At 69.5% G+C, this 23,433-nt stretch carries 19 protein-coding genes and 1 tRNA gene; 12 read left to right on the top strand and 8 right to left on the bottom strand.

The window, feature by feature from the left end:
• Positions 1 to 41: 41 nt before the first annotated feature.
• Positions 42 to 2,051: a hypothetical protein gene (locus DJ019_RS19120; protein ID WP_111278061.1), complete on the bottom strand. Its 2,010-nt coding sequence runs from the start codon at positions 2,049 to 2,051 to the stop codon at positions 42 to 44.
• 180 nt (positions 2,052 to 2,231) lie between these two features.
• Between DJ019_RS19120 and DJ019_RS19115 the strand changes: the two genes are divergently transcribed.
• Positions 2,232 to 2,687: a nuclear transport factor 2 family protein gene (locus tag DJ019_RS19115; RefSeq protein ID WP_111278059.1), complete on the top strand. Its 456-nt coding sequence runs from the start codon at positions 2,232 to 2,234 to the stop codon at positions 2,685 to 2,687.
• On the opposite strand, the gene DJ019_RS19110 is transcribed toward DJ019_RS19115, so the two are convergent.
• A complete protein-coding gene (locus DJ019_RS19110) occupies positions 2,684 to 3,730 on the bottom strand; it encodes a hypothetical protein (protein WP_133255335.1) in 1,047 nt (348 codons plus the stop codon). The two genes, DJ019_RS19115 and DJ019_RS19110, sit on opposite strands and share 4 nt — an antisense overlap.
• A gap of 160 nt (positions 3,731 to 3,890) precedes the next feature.
• Here DJ019_RS19110 and DJ019_RS19105 point away from each other — a divergent pair, with 160 nt between their 5' ends.
• The 5 genes from DJ019_RS19105 (at position 3,891) to DJ019_RS19085 (ending at position 8,097) form a co-directional block, all read left to right on the top strand.
• The gene (locus DJ019_RS19105; protein WP_111278055.1) at positions 3,891 to 5,144 is read left to right on the top strand and encodes an acetyl-CoA C-acetyltransferase; all 1,254 of its coding nucleotides are present in this window, start codon (positions 3,891 to 3,893) and stop codon (positions 5,142 to 5,144) included.
• Positions 5,144 to 5,350, top strand: coding sequence for a hypothetical protein (locus DJ019_RS19100; RefSeq protein WP_111278053.1), 207 nt, complete (start codon positions 5,144 to 5,146; stop codon positions 5,348 to 5,350). Before DJ019_RS19105 ends, DJ019_RS19100 begins: the two co-directional genes overlap by 1 nt.
• Positions 5,343 to 5,552 carry a hypothetical protein gene (locus tag DJ019_RS19095; RefSeq protein WP_111278051.1) on the top strand — a complete coding sequence of 70 codons (210 nt, stop codon included), beginning with the start codon at positions 5,343 to 5,345 and terminating at the stop codon, positions 5,550 to 5,552. The genes DJ019_RS19100 and DJ019_RS19095 overlap by 8 nt, the downstream gene beginning before the upstream one ends.
• A complete protein-coding gene (locus DJ019_RS19090) occupies positions 5,552 to 7,210 on the top strand; it encodes an N-acyl-D-amino-acid deacylase family protein (RefSeq protein ID WP_111278049.1) in 1,659 nt (552 codons plus the stop codon). Before DJ019_RS19095 ends, DJ019_RS19090 begins: the two co-directional genes overlap by 1 nt.
• A gap of 191 nt (positions 7,211 to 7,401) precedes the next feature.
• On the top strand, positions 7,402 to 8,097 hold the full coding sequence (locus tag DJ019_RS19085) for a sensor histidine kinase (protein WP_111278047.1): 696 nt from the start codon (positions 7,402 to 7,404) through the stop codon (positions 8,095 to 8,097).
• Between the two features lie 24 nt (positions 8,098 to 8,121).
• Here DJ019_RS19085 and DJ019_RS19080 read toward each other — a convergent pair whose 3' ends face one another.
• The 3 genes from DJ019_RS19080 to DJ019_RS19070 are packed head-to-tail and all read right to left on the bottom strand — an operon-like array spanning position 8,122 to position 12,121.
• Positions 8,122 to 8,541: a MerR family transcriptional regulator gene (locus tag DJ019_RS19080; protein WP_111278045.1), complete on the bottom strand. Its 420-nt coding sequence runs from the start codon at positions 8,539 to 8,541 to the stop codon at positions 8,122 to 8,124.
• Between the two features lie 13 nt (positions 8,542 to 8,554).
• Positions 8,555 to 9,736, bottom strand: coding sequence for an acyl-CoA dehydrogenase family protein (locus DJ019_RS19075; protein ID WP_111278043.1), 1,182 nt, complete (start codon positions 9,734 to 9,736; stop codon positions 8,555 to 8,557).
• Between the two features lie 15 nt (positions 9,737 to 9,751).
• The gene (locus tag DJ019_RS19070) at positions 9,752 to 12,121 is read right to left on the bottom strand and encodes a TonB-dependent receptor (RefSeq protein ID WP_111278041.1); all 2,370 of its coding nucleotides are present in this window, start codon (positions 12,119 to 12,121) and stop codon (positions 9,752 to 9,754) included.
• Positions 12,122 to 12,240: 119 nt separating this feature from the next.
• Between DJ019_RS19070 and DJ019_RS19065 the strand changes: the two genes are divergently transcribed.
• The 3 genes from DJ019_RS19065 to DJ019_RS19055 are packed head-to-tail and all read left to right on the top strand — an operon-like array spanning position 12,241 to position 17,117.
• Entirely contained in the window at positions 12,241 to 13,035 is a 795-nt protein-coding gene (locus DJ019_RS19065) for a helix-turn-helix transcriptional regulator (RefSeq protein WP_111278039.1), read from the top strand.
• Between the two features lie 36 nt (positions 13,036 to 13,071).
• Positions 13,072 to 16,116: a CHAT domain-containing tetratricopeptide repeat protein gene (locus tag DJ019_RS19060; RefSeq protein WP_111278037.1), complete on the top strand. Its 3,045-nt coding sequence runs from the start codon at positions 13,072 to 13,074 to the stop codon at positions 16,114 to 16,116.
• 59 nt (positions 16,117 to 16,175) lie between these two features.
• Complete coding sequence (locus DJ019_RS19055; protein ID WP_111278035.1) at positions 16,176 to 17,117, top strand: hypothetical protein; 942 nt, start codon at positions 16,176 to 16,178, stop codon at positions 17,115 to 17,117.
• 2 nt (positions 17,118 to 17,119) lie between these two features.
• Here the strand turns inward: DJ019_RS19055 and DJ019_RS19050 are convergent.
• A tRNA-Leu gene (locus tag DJ019_RS19050) sits at positions 17,120 to 17,206 on the bottom strand.
• Between the two features lie 112 nt (positions 17,207 to 17,318).
• On the opposite strand from DJ019_RS19050, the gene DJ019_RS19045 reads away from it, so the two are divergent.
• From DJ019_RS19045 to purU, 3 genes are all read left to right on the top strand, one after another.
• Complete coding sequence (locus DJ019_RS19045; protein ID WP_111278033.1) at positions 17,319 to 18,098, top strand: SH3 domain-containing protein; 780 nt, start codon at positions 17,319 to 17,321, stop codon at positions 18,096 to 18,098.
• 64 nt (positions 18,099 to 18,162) lie between these two features.
• Positions 18,163 to 18,846, top strand: a complete 684-nt coding sequence (locus DJ019_RS19040) for a superoxide dismutase (protein WP_111278031.1) — start codon at positions 18,163 to 18,165, stop codon at positions 18,844 to 18,846.
• 53 nt (positions 18,847 to 18,899) lie between these two features.
• Positions 18,900 to 19,742, top strand: a complete 843-nt coding sequence (gene purU / locus DJ019_RS19035; RefSeq protein ID WP_111278029.1) for a formyltetrahydrofolate deformylase — start codon at positions 18,900 to 18,902, stop codon at positions 19,740 to 19,742.
• Here purU and DJ019_RS19030 read toward each other — a convergent pair.
• On the bottom strand, positions 19,739 to 20,998 hold the full coding sequence (locus tag DJ019_RS19030) for an aminotransferase class V-fold PLP-dependent enzyme (protein WP_111278027.1): 1,260 nt from the start codon (positions 20,996 to 20,998) through the stop codon (positions 19,739 to 19,741). The two genes, purU and DJ019_RS19030, sit on opposite strands and share 4 nt — an antisense overlap.
• 10 nt (positions 20,999 to 21,008) lie before the next feature.
• Positions 21,009 to 23,408, bottom strand: coding sequence for a TonB-dependent receptor plug domain-containing protein (locus DJ019_RS19025; protein ID WP_111278025.1), 2,400 nt, complete (start codon positions 23,406 to 23,408; stop codon positions 21,009 to 21,011).
• Positions 23,409 to 23,433: the final 25 nt, after the last annotated feature.

The raw sequence follows: 23,433 nt of genomic DNA, 5'->3' as shown, positions 1-23,433 counted from the left end.
TGACCGGGGGCGGCGACCGCCGCGCCCCGGCTCTTCCAGCCTCAGCGGCCGCCGGACGTGCCTTTCGGCTGGGTGGGCGCGTTGGCGGCTTCCGCGCCCCGGCGGCGGCCCGGCAGCAGCGCCTGGGCCTTCGCCAGTTCTGCCTTGTCGATCGAGCCGTCGCTGTCGGCGTCGATGCGCGCGAAGAACGGGCTGATCATATTGCCCATGTTGCCTTTCAGCTCGGCCTTCTGCAGCCGCCCGTCGAGGTTGTCGTCCATCATGCCCATCAGGCGGGTCGGCGCGAGGCGGGCGTCGGAGTTCACCTGCTTGGCCGAGGTCTCGTCCACCCAGCGGAACTGCAGGTTCGTGAACAGCATCTCCTCATGGCTCTGCTCGCCCCAGGTGACCTTGATGGTCGGGTCGGGGTTGGCCGGATTCTGCCTCGAGTTGTCGTAGACGTAGTTGGCGATGATCCGCGACCCGGCCGGGATCTTCACCGGCTCGGCGAAGTCGTACGACCGCTGCCAGTTGAAGTCGTACCGCGGCAGGGTCAGCAGGAGCTTCTTCCTGCCGTCGGGGTACTGGATCCAAAGGTCGCTGGAATAGGCGCGGTAGTGGGCGTGCGGGAACGCGGCGTACAGCAGCGCGTCGTTCGGGAATTCGACGTAGGCCGTTTCCGTGTGACGCGCGGTGTTCGGCGGGATCGAGATCGAGGTGTCGATGACCACCACGCTGCGCATGACCAGTTCCGGCTGCGTGTCGTGGAAGTAGACGCCGATCTGGGAGTTGTCCGTCGCCTCCTTGCCATACGGCGTGTAGTGCATCTGGAAGCCGATGGCGCCGCCGGCCGGCAGGAACGTGCCGACGGTCTTGTCGAACACCGTGGATTCCGAGCCGACGGCGTAGCCGCCGACCGAGCCGCGCCAGCGCGTCTCCGACGACTGGCCATTGGCCGGCATCTCGGCCATCCAGCCTGTCAGGACGTGGTGGACCGACTGGCGGTCGCCCGGCTTCACGGTCGTCGCCTTGATCCACTTGCCCTCGGTCAGCGGGTTCGCGATCGCCGGCCGCTGGTAGTCGACGACGCCCGACGCCGGCACCGTATAGGCTGGGATGTTGAGGACCAGGTCCGGCTTGCCCAGCGGCCAGTCGGGCGCAACATGCCGGGCGATGGCCAGCGGATCGGCGCCCTCGCCGCGCGGCGCGCCGGCTTCCATCCAGTGGACCAGCGTCTTGATCTCGGCGGCCGAGAGGTTCTTGTCGTCCTTGAAGCGGCCGACGCGGGGGTCGGCGTTATAGGGCGGCATCCGGTCGGTGCGGATCACCTCGCGGATCATCGGCGAGAAGCCTTTCACCATCTCGTAGCTCGACATGGCGAACGGGCCGATGCCGCCGTCCTGGTGACAGGCGACGCACTTCGCCTCGAGGATCGGAGCCACGTCCTTGGCGTAGGAGATCTTGTGAGCCTGGGCCTTTGACGGGAACGCGATCGGCGTCCCCTGAGCCACGGCGACGGAGGCCGGCGCGGCCTGGCCGGCCAGCAGGGCGTCCAGCGCGGCGGCCGCGCCGCCCACCGGCCCGCGCCAGGCGATGGTCCAGGTCTTCGGATTGACCACGATGGCCTCGCCGGAGCGCGTGACGCCCAGGCTCTCGCCGACGAGCTGGTACGAATCCATCAGGACCGGCGCGCGATAGCCCGCCTTCTCGGCCTCCGCGATGATGGCCTCGCGCGTGTCCTTGCCCGTGGAGTTCAGCATCAGGACCTCGACGCCCTTCGCGCCGTAGCTGGACGCCAGGGCGTTCACCGCGCCGGCCTGGCCGCGCAGCACCGCGTCTCCATTGGCCTGGACGACCAGCACGACCGCGGAGGCATGCGCCTTTCGGTACAGCTCGTGCGCCTCCATCCCGGCGTCCACGAGCATGAAGTTGTCCACGCTCTGTGCGCCCGCGACGGCCGATACGGGCGAGCCTTGCGCGAGAGCGTTCGGCGCTGTGCTGTCGCTGGCGCAGCCGGAGACCAGCGCGGTCGAAGCCAGCAGGGCCAGGATGCCGTAGCGGGTGATGGTCATGACGCGGGTCCCCCCAGGGATTCGTAGAACGCCCGCTCTTGCGGCAGGCCCTGTGCCGCAATCCTCGCCACTTCACGTTACACCAATATTTCGAACGGCCCCCGCCTATGATGTCCGATTGCCGCCAGCCGAAAACGGATAGCTCGGCTATCGGCGCTCTCCGAAACTGGAGACCGCCACATGATCCGTTCAGTCGCCGCTGTCGCTGCGCTCGCGCTGCTGGCCACCTCCGCGCAGGCCGCCGATCCGGCCGCCGACCGCGCCGCCGTTGCGACCCTCGACACCCGGTACCAGGCCGCGGTGAAGGCGAACGACGCCGAGGCCATGGCCCGCATCCTCCACCCTGAGATGATCCTCGTGGTCGGCTCGGGCGCCGTCGTCACCCGCGACGACCTGCTCGCGGAGGCCCGTTCGGGCCGCGTCCAGTACGAGATCCAGGACGAGGAACCCGGCTCCCAGACCGTCCGCCTGTTCGGCGCCGACACCGCCATCGTCACCGCCAAGCTGCGGCTGAAGTACGTGCGCGGCGGCCAGGCGGTCGATCGGACCCTGTGGTTCAGCGACACCTATGTCCGCACGGCCGAAGGCTGGCGATACGCCTTCGGCCAAGCTTCGCTCGCCCTGCCCGCGTCCTAGGTCCCGCCGGCCTGCGCCTTGCCGCCAGGCGCGGCCACGATCATCCGCACCAGGGCCTCTGTGACTTTCGGCTCGAGCCCTTCGGTGTGACCCTTGTCCAGGCGCATGACGTCGGCGACAACGCGGCCGTCGCGGCATTTCGGATAGGTCCAGGCCTCGGCCGTCCCCGGTCGGGCCTTCGTCCCCCAGACCTTGTAGCCGGCCCTCGCGAAGTCCCAGACATGGCCGGGCTTGTCGTCGACGATGTCCTTTTCGCGGATGCGCGCGCCACAGCCGTACTTCTCGGCCCAGGGCGAGGTCTCCGGCAGGTTCTCGATCTCGTACTGGCCGATCGCGAAGATGTGGCTGAAGTCGCAGGTCGGCGCGGAGCCCGTCGGCATCGCGCCGCGAGGCCGCGGATCGGGCGGCGAGCCGTCGGCCTTCGGCGGGCCGAACTGGGCCACGAACGGCGCCTGGCCGATCCGACCGCCCGACAGGCTGAGCCAGCCGTCGACCTTGCCCTTGAAATAGTCGCTGCAGATGATCCGGCTGGAGGTGAAGCCGCCCTGGCTGTGCCCGGCCAGCCACATGGAGCGGATGTTGCTCCGGCCGAAGCTGTCGAACACAAAGTCGGTGATGTTCTGAAGGTGCGCGTCGTCCGCGGCGCCGTCCCATCGGCGGACGGCCGGCCCGCCGGGCGCCATGGCGACCGAGGTCGCCGCCGTCGGCGTCGCCACGACCAGCCGGTGCTTCTGCACATAGTCCGAGGCCGGGAAGTAGTGGCGCTGCCAGTTCCCGACCGAGCCTGCGCCGTGCAGGTTGAGGATGAAGGTCACCTTCTCCCCCGGCTTCAGGTCGCAGGGATAGTCGAGCCAGAACTTCCGCCCGGTCTTCGCATCCGTCGCATTGCCCAGGTCCGCCAGCGCGTTCGAGGTGGCGCAGGCCTCTCCCTCACACCGCACAGGTTGCGGAGTCGTGCAGGCCACGCCGCCGACGTCTCTGGCCGCAGCTTCGCGCGCCAGCGCCGCCGAAAGCGCGCCCAGGACCATCAGCCTGATTCTCATCGCATCCTCCCCAGGGCTTCTCCAGGCCCGGAATGACCATACCCTGATTTCGAAGATTCGCCAGTCGTCCGGGTGGGCGGCAACTAGGGACTAGACTGACCTTAGGTCGGGGACGGAATCTTCCCGCCACAAGGCCCAGACCGGCTCGCGAGGAAAGATCATGCCCGAAGCTCTCATCATCGACGCCTGCCGCACGCCGCGCGGCATCGGCAAGGTCGGCAAGGGAGCGCTGGCCGACCAGCATCCCCAGCACCTCGCCGCCACGGTCCTGAAGGCCCTGGCCGAGCGCAACAACCTGAACACGGCCGAAGTCGACGACGTGATCTGGGGCACCTCCTCCCAGCGCGGCAAGCAGGGCAGCGACATGGGCCGCATGGCCGCGCTGGACGCCGGCTTCGACGTCCGCGCCAGCGGCGTCACCCTCGACCGCTTCTGCGGCTCGGGCATCACCTCGGTGAACATGGCCTCCGCCCAGATCATGGCGGGCATGGAAGACCTGGTCATCGCTGGCGGCTGCGAGATGATGTCGTACACCGCGGCGACCGCCGCGCAGCGCGACCCCAAGGAAGGCCCGCCGCTGATGGATGCGGGCAACACCCATCTGCGCAAGCTGCACCCGCAGTCGCACCAGGGCATCTGCGCCGACGCCATCGCCACGATGGAAGGCATCACCCGCGAGGCACTGGACGAGCTGGCCTACGTCAGCCAGCAGCGCGCGGACAAGGCGATCAAGGAAGGCCGGTTCAACCGCTCGCTGGTGCCGGTCTACAAGCAGGACGGCAGCGGCCTGGCCCTCGACCACGAGGAATTCCCGCGGCCCCAGACCACCCTTGAGGGCCTGGCGTCGCTCAAGCCGTCCTTCGAGGCCATGGCCAACGTGCCGCTGGACGAGAACGGCACCACCTTCGCGGGCCTGATCAACCAGGTCTATCCGGACCTGAAGATCCGCCACTTCCACCACGCCGGGAACTCCTCGGGCGTCGTGGACGGCTCGGGCGCCGTGCTGCTGGCCTCGCCGGACTACGCCAAGAAGAACGGCCTGAAGGCCCGCGCCCGGGTCGTCGCCATGGCCAATGTCGGCGACAGCCCGACCCTGATGCTGAACGCGCCCGTCCCGGCGGCCAAGAAGGTGCTGAAGAAGGCCGGCCTGACCCCGGACGACATCGACCTGTGGGAAATCAACGAGGCCTTCGCGGTCGTGGCCGAGAAGTTCATCCGCGACCTGAACCTCGATCGTGAGAAGGTCAATGTGAACGGCGGCGCCATGGCCCTTGGCCACCCGATCGGCGCCACCGGCTCGATCCTGATCGGCACCGTGCTCGACGAACTCGAGCGCCGCGACCTGAAGCGTGGCCTCGTCACCATGTGCGCCGCCGGCGGCATGGCCCCGGCCATCATCATCGAGCGCATCTGATGCCCCTGACCCGGCAACGCCGCTTCGTGACGCCGGGTCCGGACGAGACCGTGGAGGAGCTCGCCCTGCGGGCCCTCCCCGGCGAGCCGCTCGAAGCCGCCGTCGACCGGATCAAGAGCTGGAACCTGCACATCTTCGCGATGCGCAAGCCGGCCGGCCTGCTGCTCGGCTCCGACGTCGTGTTCGTGGAGCCGCCGGTTGGATGACGCGGTCATCGTCGGCGCCGAGATCGTCGCCGGCCATGACGGCTCGGCCGAATTGCTCGTCCGCCTGCGCCACCCCGACGGGTCGGAGGGCCCGGTGGTGCTGGACGAGGAGACCGGCCTCAAGCTGATGGAAGCCTGCGCGGCAGGCAGCCTTGACGACCTGAAGGGTCAGTCCTGGCGACGGATCGTGGAGACCGGCTGATGTTCGACGTGATCGTGAAGGGCGGCCTGGTGGTCGACGGCACCGGCGCTCCGGCGTTCACCGGCGACGTGGCCGTGAAGGACGGGCGGATCGCCGCCGTTGGCAAGGTCGAAGGCGAGGCGCGACAGGTGGTCGACGCCGCGGGCCGCGTCGTGGCGCCGGGGTTCATCGACCCGCACACCCATTTCGACGTCCAACTGCTCTGGGACGGCGCCGCACGGCCGGCGCTGGAGCACGGTGTCACCACCATCGTTCCCGGCAACTGCTCGCTGTCGCTGGCGCCGCTGAAGGCAGCCGACCGCCGCCGTGTGGTCGGCATGTTCCAGCAGATCGAGGAGATGCCGCCCGAGGCCTTCACCACCGCCTTCGAGTGGAGCTGGGAGGACTTCGCCGGCTATGTCGCGGCGATCCGCAAGGGCCTGTCCATCAACGTCGCCCCGCTGGTCGGGCACAGCGTCATCCGCCTTTGGGTGATGGGGAACGCCTCGCAGGAGCGCGCTGCGACCCCGGATGAGATCGCGGCCATGCAGGACCTGCTGCGCGAGTGCCTGGACGCCGGCGCCGTGGGCCTCTCGACCAGCTTCGTGGACGTCGACGAGAACGGCCGCCCGGTGCCCAGCCGTTTCGCCCAGTTCGAGGAGCTGGACGCCCTCTGCGCTGTGTTGGGCGAATACGGCCGCATGCTCCAGTGCGTGCCCGAGTTCTACGCCACCGACATCACCATCGCGCGCATCGACCAGCTCGCCGAGCTGAGCCTGAAGCACAATATCCCCACCACCTTCTCGCCGCTGTTCGACACCGCCGCCGTGCCCGACAACGCGCCCCGCGCCATCGCCCGGGTCGAGGAGCACTTCGCCCGCGGCGCCCGCGTCTGGCCGCAGATGCAGACCCGGCCCATCGACATCAGCTTCAGCCTGCTGCGGCCAAGCCTGTTCTTCGCCCGCCTGCCGCGCTGGGTGCGCATCCTGCGCCAGCCGCTGGACGAACGCCTGGCCGCGCTGCGCGACCCGGAGACCGCCGACAAGATGGTGGCCGACCTGGGCCCCGACGGCGGCGAGCAGATGATGGGCCGCCTGGTGGTGCGCGGCGGCGACGCCGCCCCGTCCGAACTGGTCGGCAAGACCCTGTCCGAGATCGCCGCCGCGCGCGGCGAGGTCCCGGCGCGGGCGCTGATCAACCTGTCGCTGGAGCACGGCCTGGACGTGGCCTTCCTCAGCGCCAGCCAGGGACATCAGCTCACCGATCGTATCGGCCCGATGCTGGCCCACCCGCTGGTGCACATCGGCGCCAGCGATGGCGGTGCGCACCTCGCCTCCTTCGCCACCTATGGCGACACCGGCTACCTGTTCAGCGAATTCGTGCGCAAGGGTCGCTATCTCTCGCTGGAGAAGGCCGTCGCCAAGGTGACTAGCGAGACCGCCGACATCTGGGGCCTCAAGGACCGCGGCCGCCTGGCCGAGGGTCTCGCCGCCGACATCGTGGTGTTCGACGCAGACAACATCGACCGGGGCGCCGAGCTGCCGTCCTTCGACATGCCGGGCGACGGCATGCGCTATGTACGCGCGGCCCGCGGTGTCGATACGGTGCTGGTCAATGGAGAGGTTGCCTATTCTTCAGGCGCCTATACCCAGTCTCGATCAGGCGTTATCTGCGCTTAGGTGAGAATTCACGTTAACATTCCATTAACCTTTTCGGCGCTCGTGTATTCGTGGCGATACCGCCGTTCTTTTGCCCAATTTAGTCTTTAGAGAGCGGAACTGATAACCGGGACGGGCGGTTCATCGACAGCGACGCAGAACGCGTCGTCTCACAACGGAACAAGCTCCACTGTAACGCCCCGGGGGCGCATATGCTCGCAAGCGCCGCGACCAACGACACCGGACTGGCCCGAGAACTCACTCGAGCGCGCGCGCGCCTGGCCAGTCAGGAACGCCAGATCCAGGAACTGAACCACCGCATCGCCAACAGCCTGCAGCTGGCGGCGGACATGCTGGTGTTCGAGCAACTCCGGGCTCGCGACCCGCTGGCTCAGGCGGCGCTGGAAGCGAGCCGCGCCCGCCTCGTGGCGGTGGGCGAGCTTCATCGGTATCTCTACGAGCACGCCGACAAGCCGACCATCGAGCTGCGCCCGTTCCTCATAGGCCTGGGCGACGCCATCGCGGCCACCACGGGCCTGCGCGTCTCGATCACCGCCGACGCGACCAGCGTTCCCGGCGACATGGCCCAGCAGCTGGGAATCGCGATCAACGAGATCGCCATCAACGCCGCCAAGCACGCCTATGCCGGCCAACCGGGCGGCCGTCTCACCGTGACGGCGAGGCGCGACGGCTCCGACCTGATCCTCACCGTGTCGGACGAGGGCAAGGGGCTAGGCGATGGCCGGCCCGGCGGGCTTGGCATGTCGATCATCGCCGCGATCATCCGCGACCTGCGGGGCAGCCTGTCCGCCCAGACGGACGGCGGCGCAACGTTCACGATCCGCGCACCCCTGCCCGCGCCGCCGCCGGTGCTAAGCCGCTCATTCGAAGCCTGGATCGACGTCTGACGCCGCCGGGGCGGCCGTTGGCCGTCAGGAGTCCAGAGCCCGCACCGCCTCGGGGTACTTCCGCTCCAGGCGCGCAGCCGCGTCCTCCAGCGCCTTGATCGCATCCTCCACGTCCTGGCGCTGGGCCTCGAGCTGGGCCACCCGCTTCTTGTGAATCCGCAGCGCTTCAGCGTCCTGGGCGGCCGCGCCCTCCTCCTCGTAGGTATCGAGGATGTCGCGGATCTCCGCGATCGAGAGGCCGACCCGTCGGCCCCGCATGATGAGCTGCAGCCGCGCGCGATCCCGGTAGGAGTAGACGCGGGCCGTGTCCCGCCGCGCCGGCGAAAGCAGGCCCTGCTCCTCATAGAAGCGCAGGGCGCGCGGCGTGGCGCCGAACTCGCGGCAAAGCTGGGTGATCGAATAGGTCCGGAACGGCGGCCGGCGCAGGCCGAGCAGGCTGGTCATGCGTCTTTCCTCCTCATAGCCCGAGCACGAGGCGGGCGATGATGTCCCTTTGGATCTCGTTGGATCCACCATAGATCGAAGCCGCGCGATTGTTCAGATACCGCGGCATCGCGGTCAGCCCTTCCTCGGGCCCGATCGGCGGGATGTTCGAACCCGGCTCGCGCGCGTCCATCTGATCGACGTGGGCGTAGTCGCCCAGCGCCGCGATCGAGATCTCGTCGATCCGCTGCATCGCCTCGGTGCCGTTGATCTTCAGCATCGAAGACGCCGGCCCCGGATTCTTGCCACTGGCCAATTCGGACAGGACCCGCCGCTCCGACATGTCGATCGCGGCCACCGCGATCTCCGCCTCGGCCAGACGCCGGCGGTGCCAGCGGTCGTCACCGTCGGCGGTCTCGGCGATCGCCTGCGCCCGCTCCAGCCCGACGAACAGGCCGGGAGCAGAACCACCGCCCCGCTCGAACTCGAGCAGGTACTTGGCGACCGTCCACCCCTGGTTCTCCTGGCCGATGCGGTTCGCCTTGGGCACCCGCACCCCGTCGAAGAACACCTGATTCACCTCGTGCTCGCCGGCCAGGGTGATGATCGGCTTCACGCTGATCCCGGGGGTGTTCATCTCCAAAAGCAGGAAGGTGATCCCCTGCTGCGCCTTGCCCTCGGTGGACGTCCGCACCAGGCAGAACATTCGGTTGGCGTGATGGGCGTGGGTCGTCCAGATTTTCGACCCATCAAGAACGTAGTGATCTCCGTCACTTACGGCCCGAAGCTGCAGCGAAGCGAGGTCCGAGCCCGAGCCTGGCTCGGAATAGCCCTGGCACCAGTAGTCCTCGCCCGCCAGGATGCGCGGAAGGTAATAGGCCTTCTGCTCGGGCGTACCGAAGCCCATGATCACCGGCCCCACCATCTTCAGGCCCATGGGCGAGAGCGAGGGAGTCCCCGCCCGCGCACATTCGGCCGCGAAGATCGCGCGCTGCACCTCGTTCCAGCCTGGCCCGCCGTATTCCTTGGGCCAAGCCGGCGCGGCCCAGCCCCGCGCATGCAGGATCTTCTGCCAGGGCAGGCTGTAGCGCGGTTCGCAGAAGACGCTCGTCAGACGGCGGCCAGCGACCTGGAGCTCGGGCGTGAGGTTAGCCTCGATGAAGGCGCGAACCTCATCGCGGAACGCCAGATCCTCTTTGGTAAGCTCCAGGTCCACTACGACTTTCTCCGTCTAGAACCGCGACCGAAGGGTGACGCCCCACGTGCGCGGGGCGCCGAGGAAGGCTGCAAAGGTGCCCGACTGGAGCGGCTGGTCCACCACCACCTGGTAGTAGTCCTCGTTCGTCAGGTTCTGGGCCCACAGCTCCAGCATCCAGCGGTCGTCCGCCGTGCCGACGCCGACGCGCCCGTTCCACAGCGTCAGCTCCTTCTGGATCTTCGCCGGGTCGAGGTTGGAGCCGGTGTTGTAGGCCGAGGTGTAGCGGCCCGAGAGGCTGGCCCGCAGCTTCAGGTTCGAGCCGATGTCGTTCTCGTAGGCCGCCGACCACGACGCCGACCACAGCGGGGCGTAGCCCAGCCGCGAGCCCGGCAGGCGCGGGCCGACCCCTGGGCCCGGCACGAAGTTTCCGTACTGGGTGACCGCATACGTCACGCCGCCCGTGGTGGTCAGGCCCGGCACCGGGGTCCGCCACACCAGGTCCATGTCCACGCCCTTGGACGTCACCTTCGGGATCGAGGCGACCACGAAGCTGATGCCGGTGAAGGTGTTGAGCTGGAAGTTCTTGAACGTCTGGTCGAAGGCCGCGGCGTTCAGCGTCAGGCGGCGATCGAAGAGCTGGCTCTTGAAGCCCGCCTCCCAGCTCTCGACCGTCTCGGCCGGGAAACTGGTGTCGGTGTTGATGACCCCCGCGCTCAGGCGCGCACGGTCGAGGTTGAAGCCGCCGCTCTTGTGGCTGGAAGCGTACGACACATAGGTCATCAGGTCCGGATTGATCCGGTAGCTGAGCTTGGCCGTGCCGCCGAGGCGGTCCTCGCTACGCTTCTGCCGGGTGTCGACGTTGTTGAACGCCGGATCCGACCCGGGAGCGCACAGCGCGGCGCGGGCGGCGGCCGGGATCGGCCGGGCGATCGCGGCGGCGCAGGCCAGGCCGGGCGCGGTGTTCCGATACTGCGAGAACACCTTCTTGGTGTCGTCGCTGTAGCGAAGGCCGAACGTCAGATCGAGGCCCTCGGCGATCCGCCAGGTGTTGTTGGTGAACAGCGCCCAGCCGGTATTGCTGTGATCGAAGGTGTCGAGCGGCCCCTGACCCGGCACGTAGTTCGTACCCGCAGGCAGGCCCGTGAGCAGCGAGACAGTATTGGGATTGGCGCCCGAAGACAGCAGCAGGCCGAAGTACGTCTCGTACGACGTGCCGTAGGGGGTGAAGTTCTTGGCGTCGAGCTGTTCGTCCGAGTAGTAGGCGCCGACCATCCAGTCGAGCGGACCCGCCGTCCCCGCCAGCCGGGTCTCCTGCGAGAAGACCTCGAACTTGCTGTAGGTCTGGCCATCGAACGGCCGGTACCACAGGTCGGCGGACGAGAAGTCGATGTCGTTGCCCTGGACGTTGGACCAGTCGCGCCAGGCGGTGATCGAGGTCAGGGTCAGGTCGTCGTTGATCTCCCAGTCCGCCTGGAGCGAGACGCCCTTGTCCTTGAGCTCCTGGCTGGATTCCCGGTTCGCATAGGCGATCCGGCTGAACGGATCAGCCGGCCGGCCCAGGCCCGCATCCGCCGCCAGGGCGTCGATGATCGCGCCCGTGCCGCCGACGAAGGTGGTGACATCCAGGCAGCAGTGCTCGTCGCGCTTGGTGTAGTCGGCCATGAACCGGAACGTCAGCGCGTCGGTAGGCAGCCAGGAGAGCTGGCCGCGCACGGTGAAGACGTCCTGGTCGTCGTTGTCGCCCTGCGTGCTGGGGCCCGCGCCGTTGCGGACGGTGTAGTAGCCGTCCCGATCGCGCTTGGCGATGAACAGGCGGGCGGCCACCGTCTCGCTCAGCGGTCCGGTGACGCTGGCCGCGATGCCGCGCTGGTCGTGGTTGCCGGCGGTGAGTTCGCCCTCGGCGTGGAATTCGAACTCAGGCGCCTTGGTGATGACGTTGATCACGCCGGCTGAGGTGTTCTTGCCGAAAACGGTGCCCTGCGGCCCCTTCAGCACCTCGATGCGCTCCAGCTCGCCGAGGTCGCCAAACGCAACGCCGCTGCGCGCGCGGTACACGCCGTCGATCACCGTGCCGACCGACGATTCCAGGCCGGCGTTGTCGCCGATGGTGCCGACGCCGCGGATGCGGATCGAGGTCTGGGCCCCGCCGCTGGACGAGGTGACGCTGAGGCCCGGGGTCAGGACCTGCAGGTCCTTCACGTCCCGGACACCGGCGTCCTGAAGCTGCTGGCCCGACACCACGTTCACGACGATCGGAACGTCCTGGAGGTTCTGCTCCCGCTTCTGAGCGGTGACGATAACCGCCTCGACCTCCGCGACTTCGGTCTGCGCCAGGGCCGGCGCGGCCGCCGCGCAGGCAAACGCCAGCACGGCGCTGGACGCCGTCGCTTTGAGATACTGCATTGTTCCTCCCCTTACGGACGACTTGTCGTTCTTGTCGGACCCTATAATCCGGCCGAAGCGCAAGCTTGCGGACCCGCGCCGCAGTGAACAAGCTAGTGGAAGTGATAGGGCCTGCTGACGTGACGGCCGCCGCACCCGACCAAGTCGCCCTCGCCGCCGCCGAGGCGCTGGCGCACGAGATCGCCGACGCCGGCGCGCGCATCGGGTTGCCCTTCGTTGCAGTCGCGGCCGACATCTCGTCGGCCGTACCTCCGGTCGGCGCCGATGGCCGGCCCCTGGCGGAAACCCTCTTCCGCTGGGTCGATCCCAGTCTGCGCTACTGGGAGGATCACGGCTTCGCGCTGCGGGCCGCCTTTATCCACGCCTCCCGCGCCTGTTCCGAGCCCTTCCACTTCTCCGGCGCCGGCTTCGGCACCTGGCGACCAAGCCGCGCCCTCGATGCGGTCAACGCCGAAGGCCCTGTGGAAACCTACGGCGTCGGCGCGGCGATCGTCTGCCCCGCCTATCTGCCCGGGGGCGTGATCGGGGCGGTGGTCTGGGCCACCGCCGATCCCGAGTTCGATGTGGAATCGGCGTTCGACCGCCACGCGGGCGAGCTGCACCTGCTGGCCCTGCGGTTCGTGGCCACCTACGGGGAGGCGATGGCCGGCGAGGGCGAGGCGCCGCCCCGGCTCACCCGCCGTGAAATCCAGTGCCTGAAGTGGGCTGCGGCCGGAAAGACCGACGCCGAGATCAGCGCGATCGTCGACATCTCGCTGCCGACAGTGCGCTTCCATGTGACCAACGCGGCCCGAAAGCTGCGGGTGGGCGGTCGGTCCCAGGCGATCCAGCGCGCTGCGACCCTCGGCTACATCGGCGGAAGTTCCGGCAACGCGGCGTCGGGTCCCATGCGCACGCGGCCGCCGAGCGAGTAAGCTTACCGCGTGGGAGATTCGTAGAAGGACGGGAGCATGGCGCCCCGGGCTTGGCGCGCAGGTCTGTTGGCCTGCGCGGTGCTCAGTCTCGCGGTAGGACCGGGCGCGCTCGCCGCGACGCCAGCGTCGCCGCGCGAGCCGACACCCAAGGAAGCGCAGGCCTGGAAATCCCTCGTGGACCAGGCCGAAACCGCCCGGTCGGCCGGCCGCTGGCGCGAGCTGGAAAAGCTAACGCGCCGCCGAGCCGCCATCGAGGAGAAGACGTTCGGCCCCGAAGCCGCCGTGACGGTGGCGTCCTGGTCCTGGATCGGTCAGGCGCTGGTTCGCCAGGACCGGGAAGCCGAGGCTGAACCTTTCTACCGGCGAGCGCTGGAGACCAACCGGCGGACACTGGGCGAAGCACACCCCCAGACGCTGCTGGCCCTCACCAACCTTGCCGGCGTGCTCGAACGCCTGGGACGGTTCGGCGAGGCCGAGCCGCTGAGGCGCAGTCTCCATGCGACGACCCAGAAGATGTTTGGACCTCGGAGCGCCGAGGCCGCCGCCGCCGCCGTAGCGCTCGGAGACGTTCTTCGCGCCAGCGCCCGCCCCACTGAAGCCGAGCCGCTGTACCGCCTGGCCCTGGAGATCGACACCAGGCTCTACGGCGAAGCCGATCCCCGGATCGCCGCCGACCTGGGCGCCTTGGCCGCGGCGCTGGACGACCTCGGCCGGCACGTCGAAGCAGAGACCCTGCACCGGCGATCCCTCACACTGCGCCGGGCGGCTTTCGGTGAACGCGACGCCGCCACCGCCCAGGCCTATGCCCGCGTCGCAGCGAACCTGGACGCCCAGGGTCGGCACGCCGAAGCGGAGCCGCTGCACCGGACCGCTCTTGCGATCGACCGCGACGTCCGTGGCCAGAGTCATCCCGCCACGGCTGCGGACGCCGCCGCGCTTGGCGCCAACCTCAGCGCCCAGGGACGTACCCGCGAGGCGGAGCCATTTCTTCGCAAGGCGCTGGCGGTGCGCCGCCAGGTGCTGGGAGAGCGACACGCCGACACCGGCGCCAGCTACGGCGCTCTGGCCGACAATCTGGCGGCCCGCGGCCAGCTTCGCGCGGCCGAGGCGCACCACCGGCGCGCCCTGGAAATCCTGCGGGCCGCCCGCGGAGAACGCGACCCCGCGACGGCGAGCGCCTATGCGGCCCTGGCGGGAACACTGAGCGCGCGAGGCCGTCACGCCCAGGCAGAGCCCTGGCTACGAAGAACCCTCGAGATCCGTCGCGAAGTCCTGGGCGAGAAGCATCCGGCGACAGCCAAGGCTTTCGAGGCCCTGGCCTCCAACCAGCAGCGGCTGGCGGCCTATGCTCCGGCCGAGGATCTCGCGTCCCAGGCTGTCGCCAGCATTCGGGCCCGCCGGAGCGAGAACCTCCGGGTCTCGGGCTCCGACGGCGAGGCGGCGATCCGGCGCGTCCGGGCCGATCCGGGCGCCGAGGCCGAACCAGTCTTCCGGCGCTATCTTCAGACCGCCTGGCTCGCGGCCCAGGGCCGGCCGGCGGACCTGCCGCGGCTCCGCGCCAAGGCCTTCACCGTCGCCCAGGAACTGGAAGTCTCCCCCGCGGCGCGCGCCCTCGCCCTGACCACGGCCCGCGCGGCCGTCAGCCGACAGGACGCGGCCCGTCAGGCGAGGCTGCGGGAGGACCTGGCGGGACAGGTCCGACAGATCGAACAACAGCTCGTTCGCGCCCTTCCCCAGGGCGATCCCGGCAAGGCCGCGCGCGTGGGCGCAGCCCTCGACGCCGTGGGACGAGAGCTCGCCGACCTCGACGCCCGGCTTCAGCGGAGCAACCCGCGATACGCCGAACTGGCCTCGCCGCCGCCGTTGAGCGTGACCCAGGCGCAGGCTCGGCTGCGGCCTGGAGAAGGCCTGCTGCTCGTCACTCCGGCGGGCGAGGACGTCCACGTCTTCGCCGTGTCCCGCACCAGGATCGCCTGGAATCGCATCTCCGGCGGAGCGTCGAACCTTGAGGCGCGGGTCCGGACCCTCCGCTGCCAGGTCGACGACCAGGCCTGTGGCCGCGCGGCCCCTGAGGGGCGCCTGCCCGCGTTCGACCTGCAGGCGGCCCACGCCCTCTATCGGGACCTGCTGGTTCCGGTGGAGGACGCATTCGCCGGCGTGAACCGGCTGTATGTCACCATGACCGGCCCCCTGGCCGGCCTGCCGCTCGGCCTGCTGCCCACCGAGGCGTCGCCGAGCTCTGGCGGCAACGCGGCGCTCGGCGCGACCACCTGGCTCGCGGATCGCTACGCGCTGACCACCCTGCCCTCCGTGGCGAGCCTTCGCGCGGGCGGTCCGGCCCGGCGGCCCGCTTCGCAGCGATGGACGTTCGTGGGCTTCGGCGACCCGTCCCTGACCGGCCCCGCGCCGGGCGCCCGGCGCCTCGCAGACCCCACCATGCTTCGCTCGGCCTATCCGCCGCTTCCGGGCACGGCCAATGAACTGCGCGCCATGGCCCGGACGCTCGGCGCGTCCCCGTCGGCCCTCCGCTTGGGCTCCAGGGCGACGGAAGCCGCCATCAAGGCCTCCCCGGACATCGCCCACGCGGGGGTGATCGCCATCGCCACCCACGGCCTCCTTTCCAGGGAACTGGACGGCGTGAGCGAGCCGGGACTTGTCCTCACGCCACCCAGCAAGGCCACCGCGCAGGACGATGGGGTGCTGACCGCGTCGGAAGCGGCCGCGCTTGAGCTCTCCGCGGACTGGGTGATCCTCTCGGCCTGCAACACCGCGGGCGGTGACGGCGCGCCGGGCGCCGACAGCCTGTCCGGACTGGCGCGCGCCTTTCTGTATGCCGGCGCGCGGGCGCTGCTGGTCAGCCACTGGCGGGTGTTCGACGATTCCACAGCGGCCCTTACCGTCCAGACCCTGGCCGTCCAGCGCGCCAATCCCCAGCTCACCAAGGCTCAGGCCCTGCAGCGGGCGATGCGGATCGTGCGGACAGGCCGGCTGCCGGACAACACCACCCTGCCCGGCTGGCGTCCCGAGTGGGCGCATCCGGCCTACTGGGCGCCATTCGTGGTCATCGCCGCCGGCGAGTAGTCGGCTGACGCCCCAGACGTCGCTTGCCCGCGGGCCGCGACGGGGAGACAATCAGAGCTGTGGACGAATCCGTCGAGGTTCCGGGCGCGCTCTGGCGCGCCGAGCAGCCGCGGGTCTGGCGGCTGGCGCGGGCGGCGCTGGATTTCACCGTGGATCAGGTGGCCCTGGGTCTGACCGGCCTGAAGTCGCTCGATGCGCTCATCGTCCTGGCGGTGAACCAGGCGAACATCGCGTCGCTGACCCGGGATGTCGACGCCCGCTACGCCTATGGCGGTCTGAGCGCGCCGGCGCCGGACGAGAGCCGTCGGCCGGTCAGCATTCACGCCATCGCCCAGTCGATGCAGATCCCGTTCGAGACCGTCCGGCGACGCATCCACCATCTCGAAGCGATGGGCGCGTGCCGGCAGGAAGCCCGCGGCGTGGTCATCCCGGCAAGCTATCTCAGTTCTCCTGCCTACCTTCAGGATGTGCTCGCGGCCCACGAGCGGATGCGCCGGCTCTACTTCGACCTCGCCGACGCCAGCGTCCTCGATCCGCTGCCGCCGTCGAACTACCTGCCAGCCGACGAAGCGCCGGTGCGAGCCGCGGCCCGGCTCCTGTCGGACTTCCTACTGCGGATCGCCGACATCCTCGTCCGGCGCACCGAGGACACCGTCGCCGGGCTCATCCTGGCGGCGGTGATCGCCGATGCGATCCGCACCGGCCGGAACCCTGAATCTCCTCCCGGCCTGACGGCCAGCGAGGCGGCTCGACGCCTCGGATTGCCGGCCGAGACGGTTCGCCGTCGCCTGACGCAACTCCACCTCGCCGGTCATTGCCAGCGCGACGCCAGCGCCCGGTTCAGCGTGCGGCTCGATCCGGATGACGCGGCGATGGAGGCCTTCGTCGCCGAGCTGGCGGCAACGCTGCAACGCCTGATGGCGGGTCTTGCCGAACGCGGCGTGATCGAGAGCTGGGTCAACCCCCAGTCGCCCGCAGCCCTCAGGGGCCTGGCCTCCTGACCTGGTGCGGGCGGTCGGGTTCGAACCGACACTCCGTCGCCGGAAGCGGATTTTAAGTCCGCTGCGTCTGCCAATTCCGCCACGCCCGCGCAGCCCGAGCGGTACGACGTTTGCGCCGCGCCCGTCCACCCTTGCGCTGGATCATGGCGTTACGGCGCAGCCGCGGGCATGATGTGACAAAGCTCGTCTGGAGGACGCCCAATGACCCGCCTCACCCTCGCCATCGCGCCGCTTGCGGCGCTTGCGTTCGCCCTGCCATCGGCCGCATCGGCGCAGGGACTCGGCAACCTGTTCTCCTGTGACGCCCCAGGTTCCTCCAACACCACCGGCGCGGTGGTCGGCGGCCTCGTGGGTGGGCTCGTCGGCAGTCAGGTGAGCAAGAACGAGCGCACGCTTGGCGCGGTCATCGGCGCCGGCATCGGGGCCGCGATCGGCAACAACATCGGCTGCCGCATGGACCGCAAGTCGCAGCAGGACGCCCGCACAGCCTTCGAAAAGGCGCTCGACACCGGCAAAGCGCAGACGTGGTCGGATCCCAAGACGGGCGCAACCGGACGCATCGAAGTGCTGGGCGCTGCCGACGGCCCCGGGTCGGGCGGCCAGACCAGCTATTCTGGCCGCTGGCGCTTCGCCGAGGGCGTAAAGGCCGCCACGCGCGTCAGCAGCGTTGGCGGAACCTACGCCGCGAGCAACCGCGTGAATGTACGCGCGGCCCCGAACACCAGTGCGGCCATCGTCGACCGCCTTCGCGCGGGCGAGGAATTCGAAGTCGCAGGTGCTGCGGCCGGCGGCTGGCTCGCCGTGATCGAAGACGGCCTGATCCAGGGCTATGTGTCCCGCTCGGTGGTCCGCCAGGTGAACGGAACAGGCGACTGCCAACTGGTCGAGCAGACGATCCGTGAACCGGGCGCGCCGACCCTGCGCGAACGCTACAATGCGTGCCGCGTCGCCGGTGGCGGCTGGCAGATCACCGCGGCCTGACGAGGGACGCGGAACAGAGGCGCCTCCAACGGGTTGCAGCAGCGAACCCGAAACGGAGGCGCCGATGTACGTTCTGCCCGAGCTCCCCTATGCCCACGATGCGCTTGCGCCGTTCGTGTCGGCTGACACGCTGCAAACTCACCACGGCAAACACCACAAGACCTACGTCGACAAGACCAACGACCTGGCCGCCAAGGCTGGTCTGGCTGGCCGACCGCTGGAGGATGTGGTGCGCGAGGCGCGCAGGCGCGGGGACGCCGGCCTGTTCAACAATGCCGCCCAGGCCTGGAACCACGCCTTCTTCTGGGAAAGCATGCGCCCGCCGGGCGGGCCCGCTCCTGCTGGCGACCTGGCGCGGCGTATCGAGCAGGGCTTCGGCGGGCAGGACGGCCTGAAGGAGGCCTTCGTGAAGGAAGGCGTCGGCCACTTCGCGTCCGGCTGGGTCTGGATCGTGACCGGGCCGGAGGGCCTGCAGGTGATCTCCACCCATGACGCCGACGACACGCTCGTCCGTGAGGGCGTCTTCCCGCTCCTGGTCTGCGACCTCTGGGAGCACGCCTACTACCTGGACTACAAGAACGACCGGAAAGGCTTCCTCGAGCGCTGGTTCGACAACGTCGCCAACTGGGATTTCGCTGCGGCCCAGCTCGCCGCAGCGGATGGCCGGGGTGAGGGTTTCCGCTACCCGCACCCCACCGGTGATGCCTCGGCGGCGTCGCCATCCGAGGCGCCCCGCCCCACCGCCTGACGCTCCGTACGCCTTGACCGCGCCGGGCCCTGGCGTGCAAGGGCTCCGGCGCGATGATCCTGACCCTCTCCTGCGACGACCGCCCCGGCATCGTGGCCCGCGTGTCCGCCCTGCTGTTCGAGCGCGGCGCCAACATCCTGGACGCCCAGCAGTACGACGACCAGGAGACGGGCCGCTTCTTCATGCGCGTGGTGTTCGACCCCGGCGCCGAGGACGCCGCCGCCTGGCGCGCGGCTTTCGCGCCGCTGGCCACCGAATACGACATGACCTGGACCGTCCGCGGCCGGAAGGAGCGCCGCCGGGTCATGATCCTCGCCTCCCAGCAGGATCACTGCCTATCGGACCTCATGTGGCGCTGGCGGCAGGGCGAGCTGGTGATGGACATCACCGCCGTGGTCTCGAACCATCCGGCCACGACGTTCCCGCACACGGATCTGCACGGCGTCGCCTTCCGCCATCTGCCCGTCACCGCGGACACCAAGCCTCAGCAGGAAGGCGAGCTCTGGCGGCTGATCGAGGAGACGGGAACCGAGCTCGTTGTCCTCGCCCGCTACATGCAGGTCCTGTCGGACGATCTGGCCCGGAAGCTGGAGGGCCGCTGCATAAACATCCACCACTCGTTCCTGCCGGGCTTCAAGGGCGCCCGCCCCTACCATCAGGCTCATGCGCGCGGCGTGAAGGTCATCGGCGCGACGGCGCACTACGTCACCGGCGACCTCGATGAAGGCCCGATCATCGAGCAGGACGTCGAGCGCATCAGCCACCGCGACACCCCGGCCGCCCTGATCCGGAAGGGCCGCGACATCGAGCGCAGGGTCCTGGCCCGCGCCGTCCGCTGGCATCTGGAGGACCGGGTTCTGCTCAACGGCCGCAAGACCGTGGTGTTCACGGACTAGGGTCGCGCCAGCTCCCGAAGCGCCGTCACCAGGGCGTCAACGTCCGCCGGGCCGTTCACGAACGACGGGGTCACCCGCACGCAGGCGCCCTTCGCCGGGCCGGATCGCTCGACAGTGAAGATGCGGTGGCGCTCGAACAGCGCCTTGCGGATCGCTACGTTGTCGGCCGTCGTGGTCCGCCCGGCGACCCGGAACGAGGTGATGCCGGCGTGCAGCGCCGGATCATTCGGCGTCAGAACCTCGACACCGGGAATGTCACGCGCCGCCTCCGCCCAGCGGTCACGCAGCCACCGCAGTCGAGCCGCCTTGGCCGCCGGCCCGATATGCTCGTGCGTCGCGATGGCGTCCGACACGGCCAGCACGGCCGCGTAGTTGACCGTGCCGGTGTGGACCCGCGCGTCGATCTTCGGGCTGGGCTCCTCCAGCGGCGAGACGTCGATATCGGGGATGCGGTCGCGGGCGATATAGACCAGCCCCACGCCCAGCGGCGCGCCGATCCACTTGTGCAGGTTCAGGCCGGCGAACTCGACGCCCATCTCCTTCAGGGAGAATTCGGTCTGGCCCAGGGCGTGGCCGCAGTCGAGCAGGACATCGACGCCCCGCGCCCGCGCCATCGCGGTGATCTCCTTCACCGGCGGGATGAGCCCGGTGCGGTGGCTGAGGTGGGTCAGCAGCATCAGCCGCACATCGGGATTGGCCTTCAGCGCCGCGTCGTAGGCTTCGATGAGACTTGACCGGCTGGTCGGCTCGGGCAGGTCGATCTTCACGACGCGGACGCCGCGAGTGCGCGCCAGCGCCGCCATGCCCACCTGCATGCTGTCGTAGTCGAGGTCGGCGTACAGCACCGCATCGCCCGGCTTCAGCCGGTTGTATTGGCCGATCAGCGTCTGCATGGACTCCGTGCCGCCCCGCGTGAAGGCGATCTCGTCCTCGCCGACGCCAAGCAGCGCCGCCGCCTTGGCCCGCACGGCCGCAAGGTCGGCGCCTATGCCGCGGCGGGTGTAGAGCGTGGTTTCGCGGTTGATGCGGGCGACGTAGCCCTCGTAGGCGGCGCGGGTGGCCCGCGCCATCGCCCCGAACTGCCCGTTCTCCAGCTGGATCACGCCCGGCGGCGGCGCGTCGAACAGCGCCGCCACCTTGCGCCAATAGGCTTCGTCGTCGGGCCGGGCGGCCGCCGGCAGGCCCGCGCCCGCCACCGGCGCCGCGGCGCCGGTGGCCAGCAGGGTGCGCCGTGACAGCTCGACCCGATCGTTCATCCCGCCGCCCTCAGAAACGCACGTCGACGCGAGCGTAGTACTGCCCGCCATTGGTGTCATACGGTGAGTTCCGCGAGTAGATCAGGCCGCGGCTGGCCTGGAATACGGCCTCATCCGGATACTTGTCGAAGACGTTCTCGGCGCCGATGCGCGCCGTGACCTGGTCGTTGACCTTCCAGCTCGCCGACACGTCGAAGAACGTCACGGCGCCGAAATCCTGGAAGATGTCGCCCGTGGCGTTGCCGGTGGAGTCCGTCCACTTGCCGTAGTAGCGGACGCGGCCCAGCAGCTGCAGCCGGTCCCAGGTCCAGGTCGCCGAGCCGGTCAGGTTGTGCTTCGGCCGCGAGTCCTCGAACAGCCGCTGCTGGGTGGCGCTGCGGCTCAGCGCACCGGCTCGCACCTCGGTCTTGTTGTAGTTGTAGGCGCCGGTGAGGTTGATCGCGCCGACGTCCAGGTCACGCTGGTAGGAGACCACCACATCGACGCCCTTGGTGCGGGTGTCGAAGTCGTTGGTGAACCAGGAGATCGAGGTGAAGGCCGAGGCGCCCGGGACGCCCAGCGCCACGAGTTGGGCTCGGATGGCGGGAGTGACCGTCACCGTCGGCGAGCCGGAGAAGCGCTTGTCCACGTCGATCCGATAGGCGTCGATCGAGCCCGAGAGGCCGAAGGCGGTCCGCCACGTGACGCCAGCAGTGATCGTCTCGGACTCCTCGGGCTCCAGCGGCTTGGCGCCCAGGAACGTCGCCACCGGATTGGTGGGCGACAGCCGCCCGGCGGTGAAGAGCTGCAGGGTCACCGTATCCAGGCCCTGCGACGTGCTGGTGGAGTTGAGCTGGCCCGGCGTCGGCGCGCGGAAGCCGGTCGAGAAGGCGACGCGGGCCGCGATGTCGGGCGTGAACTCGAACCGCGTCGCGAGCTTGCCGTCCAGGGTATCGCCGAACTCCGAGAAGTCCTCGTAGCGCACCGCGACGCCGGCGCTCCAACGGTCGGTAAGCTGGGCCTCGACATCGAGATAGCCGGCGTAGCTCTTCTGGTCCCATTCACCCGCCTGCTGGGGACTGAAGCCGGGGAAGCCGTTGGAGTTGGGCGCCAGGCCCTGGGCCGCGCCCGGACCGACGGCGTAGGACGCCGGATCCCCGGTCTCGATGCGGTAGGTCTCGGTCCGGTGCTCGGCGCCGAAGGCCACGTTCACCGGCTCGGCCAGGCCCGGCACGGTCAGCCGATAGACCCAATCGGCGTTGAGGTTGACCTCTTCCTGCACCAGCCGGCCGAGGTCGAAGGAGGTTGGGCTTTGTGGGCCAAGCGAGGCGTTGATGGACTCATCCAGAGAGAACCGGCTGGCGTTGCGCCCCCACGAGGCGCTGAGGTCCCAGGTGAAGGCCTCGCCCCAGCCGCCGCGCGCCCCGCCGACCAGTTGATGGTCCCGGGCCTCGATCCCCTCGCGCGGCGTGAAGCCGGCCGGATAGATGCTGCGCAGGTTGAAGCCCGGGAACACCGACACCGTCCGGAAGATCGCCGGGTTGGCGTCCGGATTGCGCCAGTTGATGTCGTTCACCCCCTCGGTCCGCGTGTGGGTCCCGAAGGCGTAGAGCTCGGCCGTCTCGCCAAGCGGCAGCTCGGCGTTCATCGCCAGTTGCAGGGTCTGAAGATCCGGGTTGCCCCAACGCTGCACCGGGTTGGCCACGGTCAGCGTAGGATTGGCTGCCTGGAAGGCGATGGCGTCGGGCCGCTGGCGCGTGCGCGAGGTGGCCTCAGCGTCCGCGTACTCCACCGTCGCGCTGACGACGCCGCCGTCGCCCAGCGGGGCGCCGCCCCGGAGGCCGACGCGATAGGTCGTCCCGTCGCCCTCGTAGAACTGGCCCGCCTGCCCGAAGGCTGCCACGCCAATGGCGTCATCCAGGATGATGTTGATCACCCCGGCGATGGCGTCCGAGCCGTACTGCGCCGAGGCGCCGTCGCGCAGCACCTCCATCCGCTTCACGGCAAAGCTCGATATCTGCGCCAGGTCCGGTCCCTGGGCGCCGCGCGATCCCAGGAACGCCGAGCGGTGAAAACGCTTGCCGTTCAGCAGCACCAGGCTCTGGTCCGGCGACAGGTTGCGCAGGGTCGCCGGCCGCACGAACTGCAGCCCGTCCGAGGTCGGCAGGCGCTGGACGATGAACGACGGGATCTGCTGGGCCAGGTTCTCGCCGAGCTGCGGCGTCGCCGAGGCCTGGATCGCCTCCTTCGAAAGAACGTCCACAGGAGACAGGGCGGTGAAGACGGTGCGGCCGGTGTCGCGCGTACCCGTGACCACGACCTCTTCGACCTGGTCCGCGGCCGGAGCATCCGCGGCGACCGCCGCCGTCGCCCACATCACGCCCGCCGCCGCGCCCGCCAGCAGCCGGCCCCTGGTCCCGTTGATACGCATACCCGATCCCCTTGTTTAAGCTGGG

The sequence above is a fragment of the Phenylobacterium kunshanense genome (assembly GCF_003254525.1).
Classification (GTDB): domain Bacteria; phylum Pseudomonadota; class Alphaproteobacteria; order Caulobacterales; family Caulobacteraceae; genus Phenylobacterium; species Phenylobacterium kunshanense.
This window is presented reverse-complemented; position numbering and strand designations above follow the sequence as displayed.

What these genes read in the sequence shown, in the direction of transcription:
- DJ019_RS19120 (WP_111278061.1), bottom strand. Translation starts at nt 2,051, where the DNA reads ATGACCATCACCCGCTACGGCATCCTGGCCCTGCTGGCTTCGACCGCG.
- DJ019_RS19115 (WP_111278059.1), top strand. Translation starts at nt 2,232, where the DNA reads ATGATCCGTTCAGTCGCCGCTGTCGCTGCGCTCGCGCTGCTGGCCACC.
- DJ019_RS19110 (WP_133255335.1), bottom strand. Translation starts at nt 3,730, where the DNA reads ATGAGAATCAGGCTGATGGTCCTGGGCGCGCTTTCGGCGGCGCTGGCG.
- DJ019_RS19105 (WP_111278055.1), top strand. Translation starts at nt 3,891, where the DNA reads ATGCCCGAAGCTCTCATCATCGACGCCTGCCGCACGCCGCGCGGCATC.
- DJ019_RS19100 (WP_111278053.1), top strand. Translation starts at nt 5,144, where the DNA reads ATGCCCCTGACCCGGCAACGCCGCTTCGTGACGCCGGGTCCGGACGAG.
- DJ019_RS19090 (WP_111278049.1), top strand. Translation starts at nt 5,552, where the DNA reads ATGTTCGACGTGATCGTGAAGGGCGGCCTGGTGGTCGACGGCACCGGC.
- DJ019_RS19085 (WP_111278047.1), top strand. Translation starts at nt 7,402, where the DNA reads ATGCTCGCAAGCGCCGCGACCAACGACACCGGACTGGCCCGAGAACTC.
- DJ019_RS19080 (WP_111278045.1), bottom strand. Translation starts at nt 8,541, where the DNA reads ATGACCAGCCTGCTCGGCCTGCGCCGGCCGCCGTTCCGGACCTATTCG.
- DJ019_RS19070 (WP_111278041.1), bottom strand. Translation starts at nt 12,121, where the DNA reads ATGCAGTATCTCAAAGCGACGGCGTCCAGCGCCGTGCTGGCGTTTGCC.
- DJ019_RS19060 (WP_111278037.1), top strand. Translation starts at nt 13,072, where the DNA reads ATGGCGCCCCGGGCTTGGCGCGCAGGTCTGTTGGCCTGCGCGGTGCTC.
- DJ019_RS19045 (WP_111278033.1), top strand. Translation starts at nt 17,319, where the DNA reads ATGACCCGCCTCACCCTCGCCATCGCGCCGCTTGCGGCGCTTGCGTTC.
- DJ019_RS19040 (WP_111278031.1), top strand. Translation starts at nt 18,163, where the DNA reads ATGTACGTTCTGCCCGAGCTCCCCTATGCCCACGATGCGCTTGCGCCG.
- purU (WP_111278029.1), top strand. Translation starts at nt 18,900, where the DNA reads ATGATCCTGACCCTCTCCTGCGACGACCGCCCCGGCATCGTGGCCCGC.
- DJ019_RS19030 (WP_111278027.1), bottom strand. Translation starts at nt 20,998, where the DNA reads ATGAACGATCGGGTCGAGCTGTCACGGCGCACCCTGCTGGCCACCGGC.
- DJ019_RS19025 (WP_111278025.1), bottom strand. Translation starts at nt 23,408, where the DNA reads ATGCGTATCAACGGGACCAGGGGCCGGCTGCTGGCGGGCGCGGCGGCG.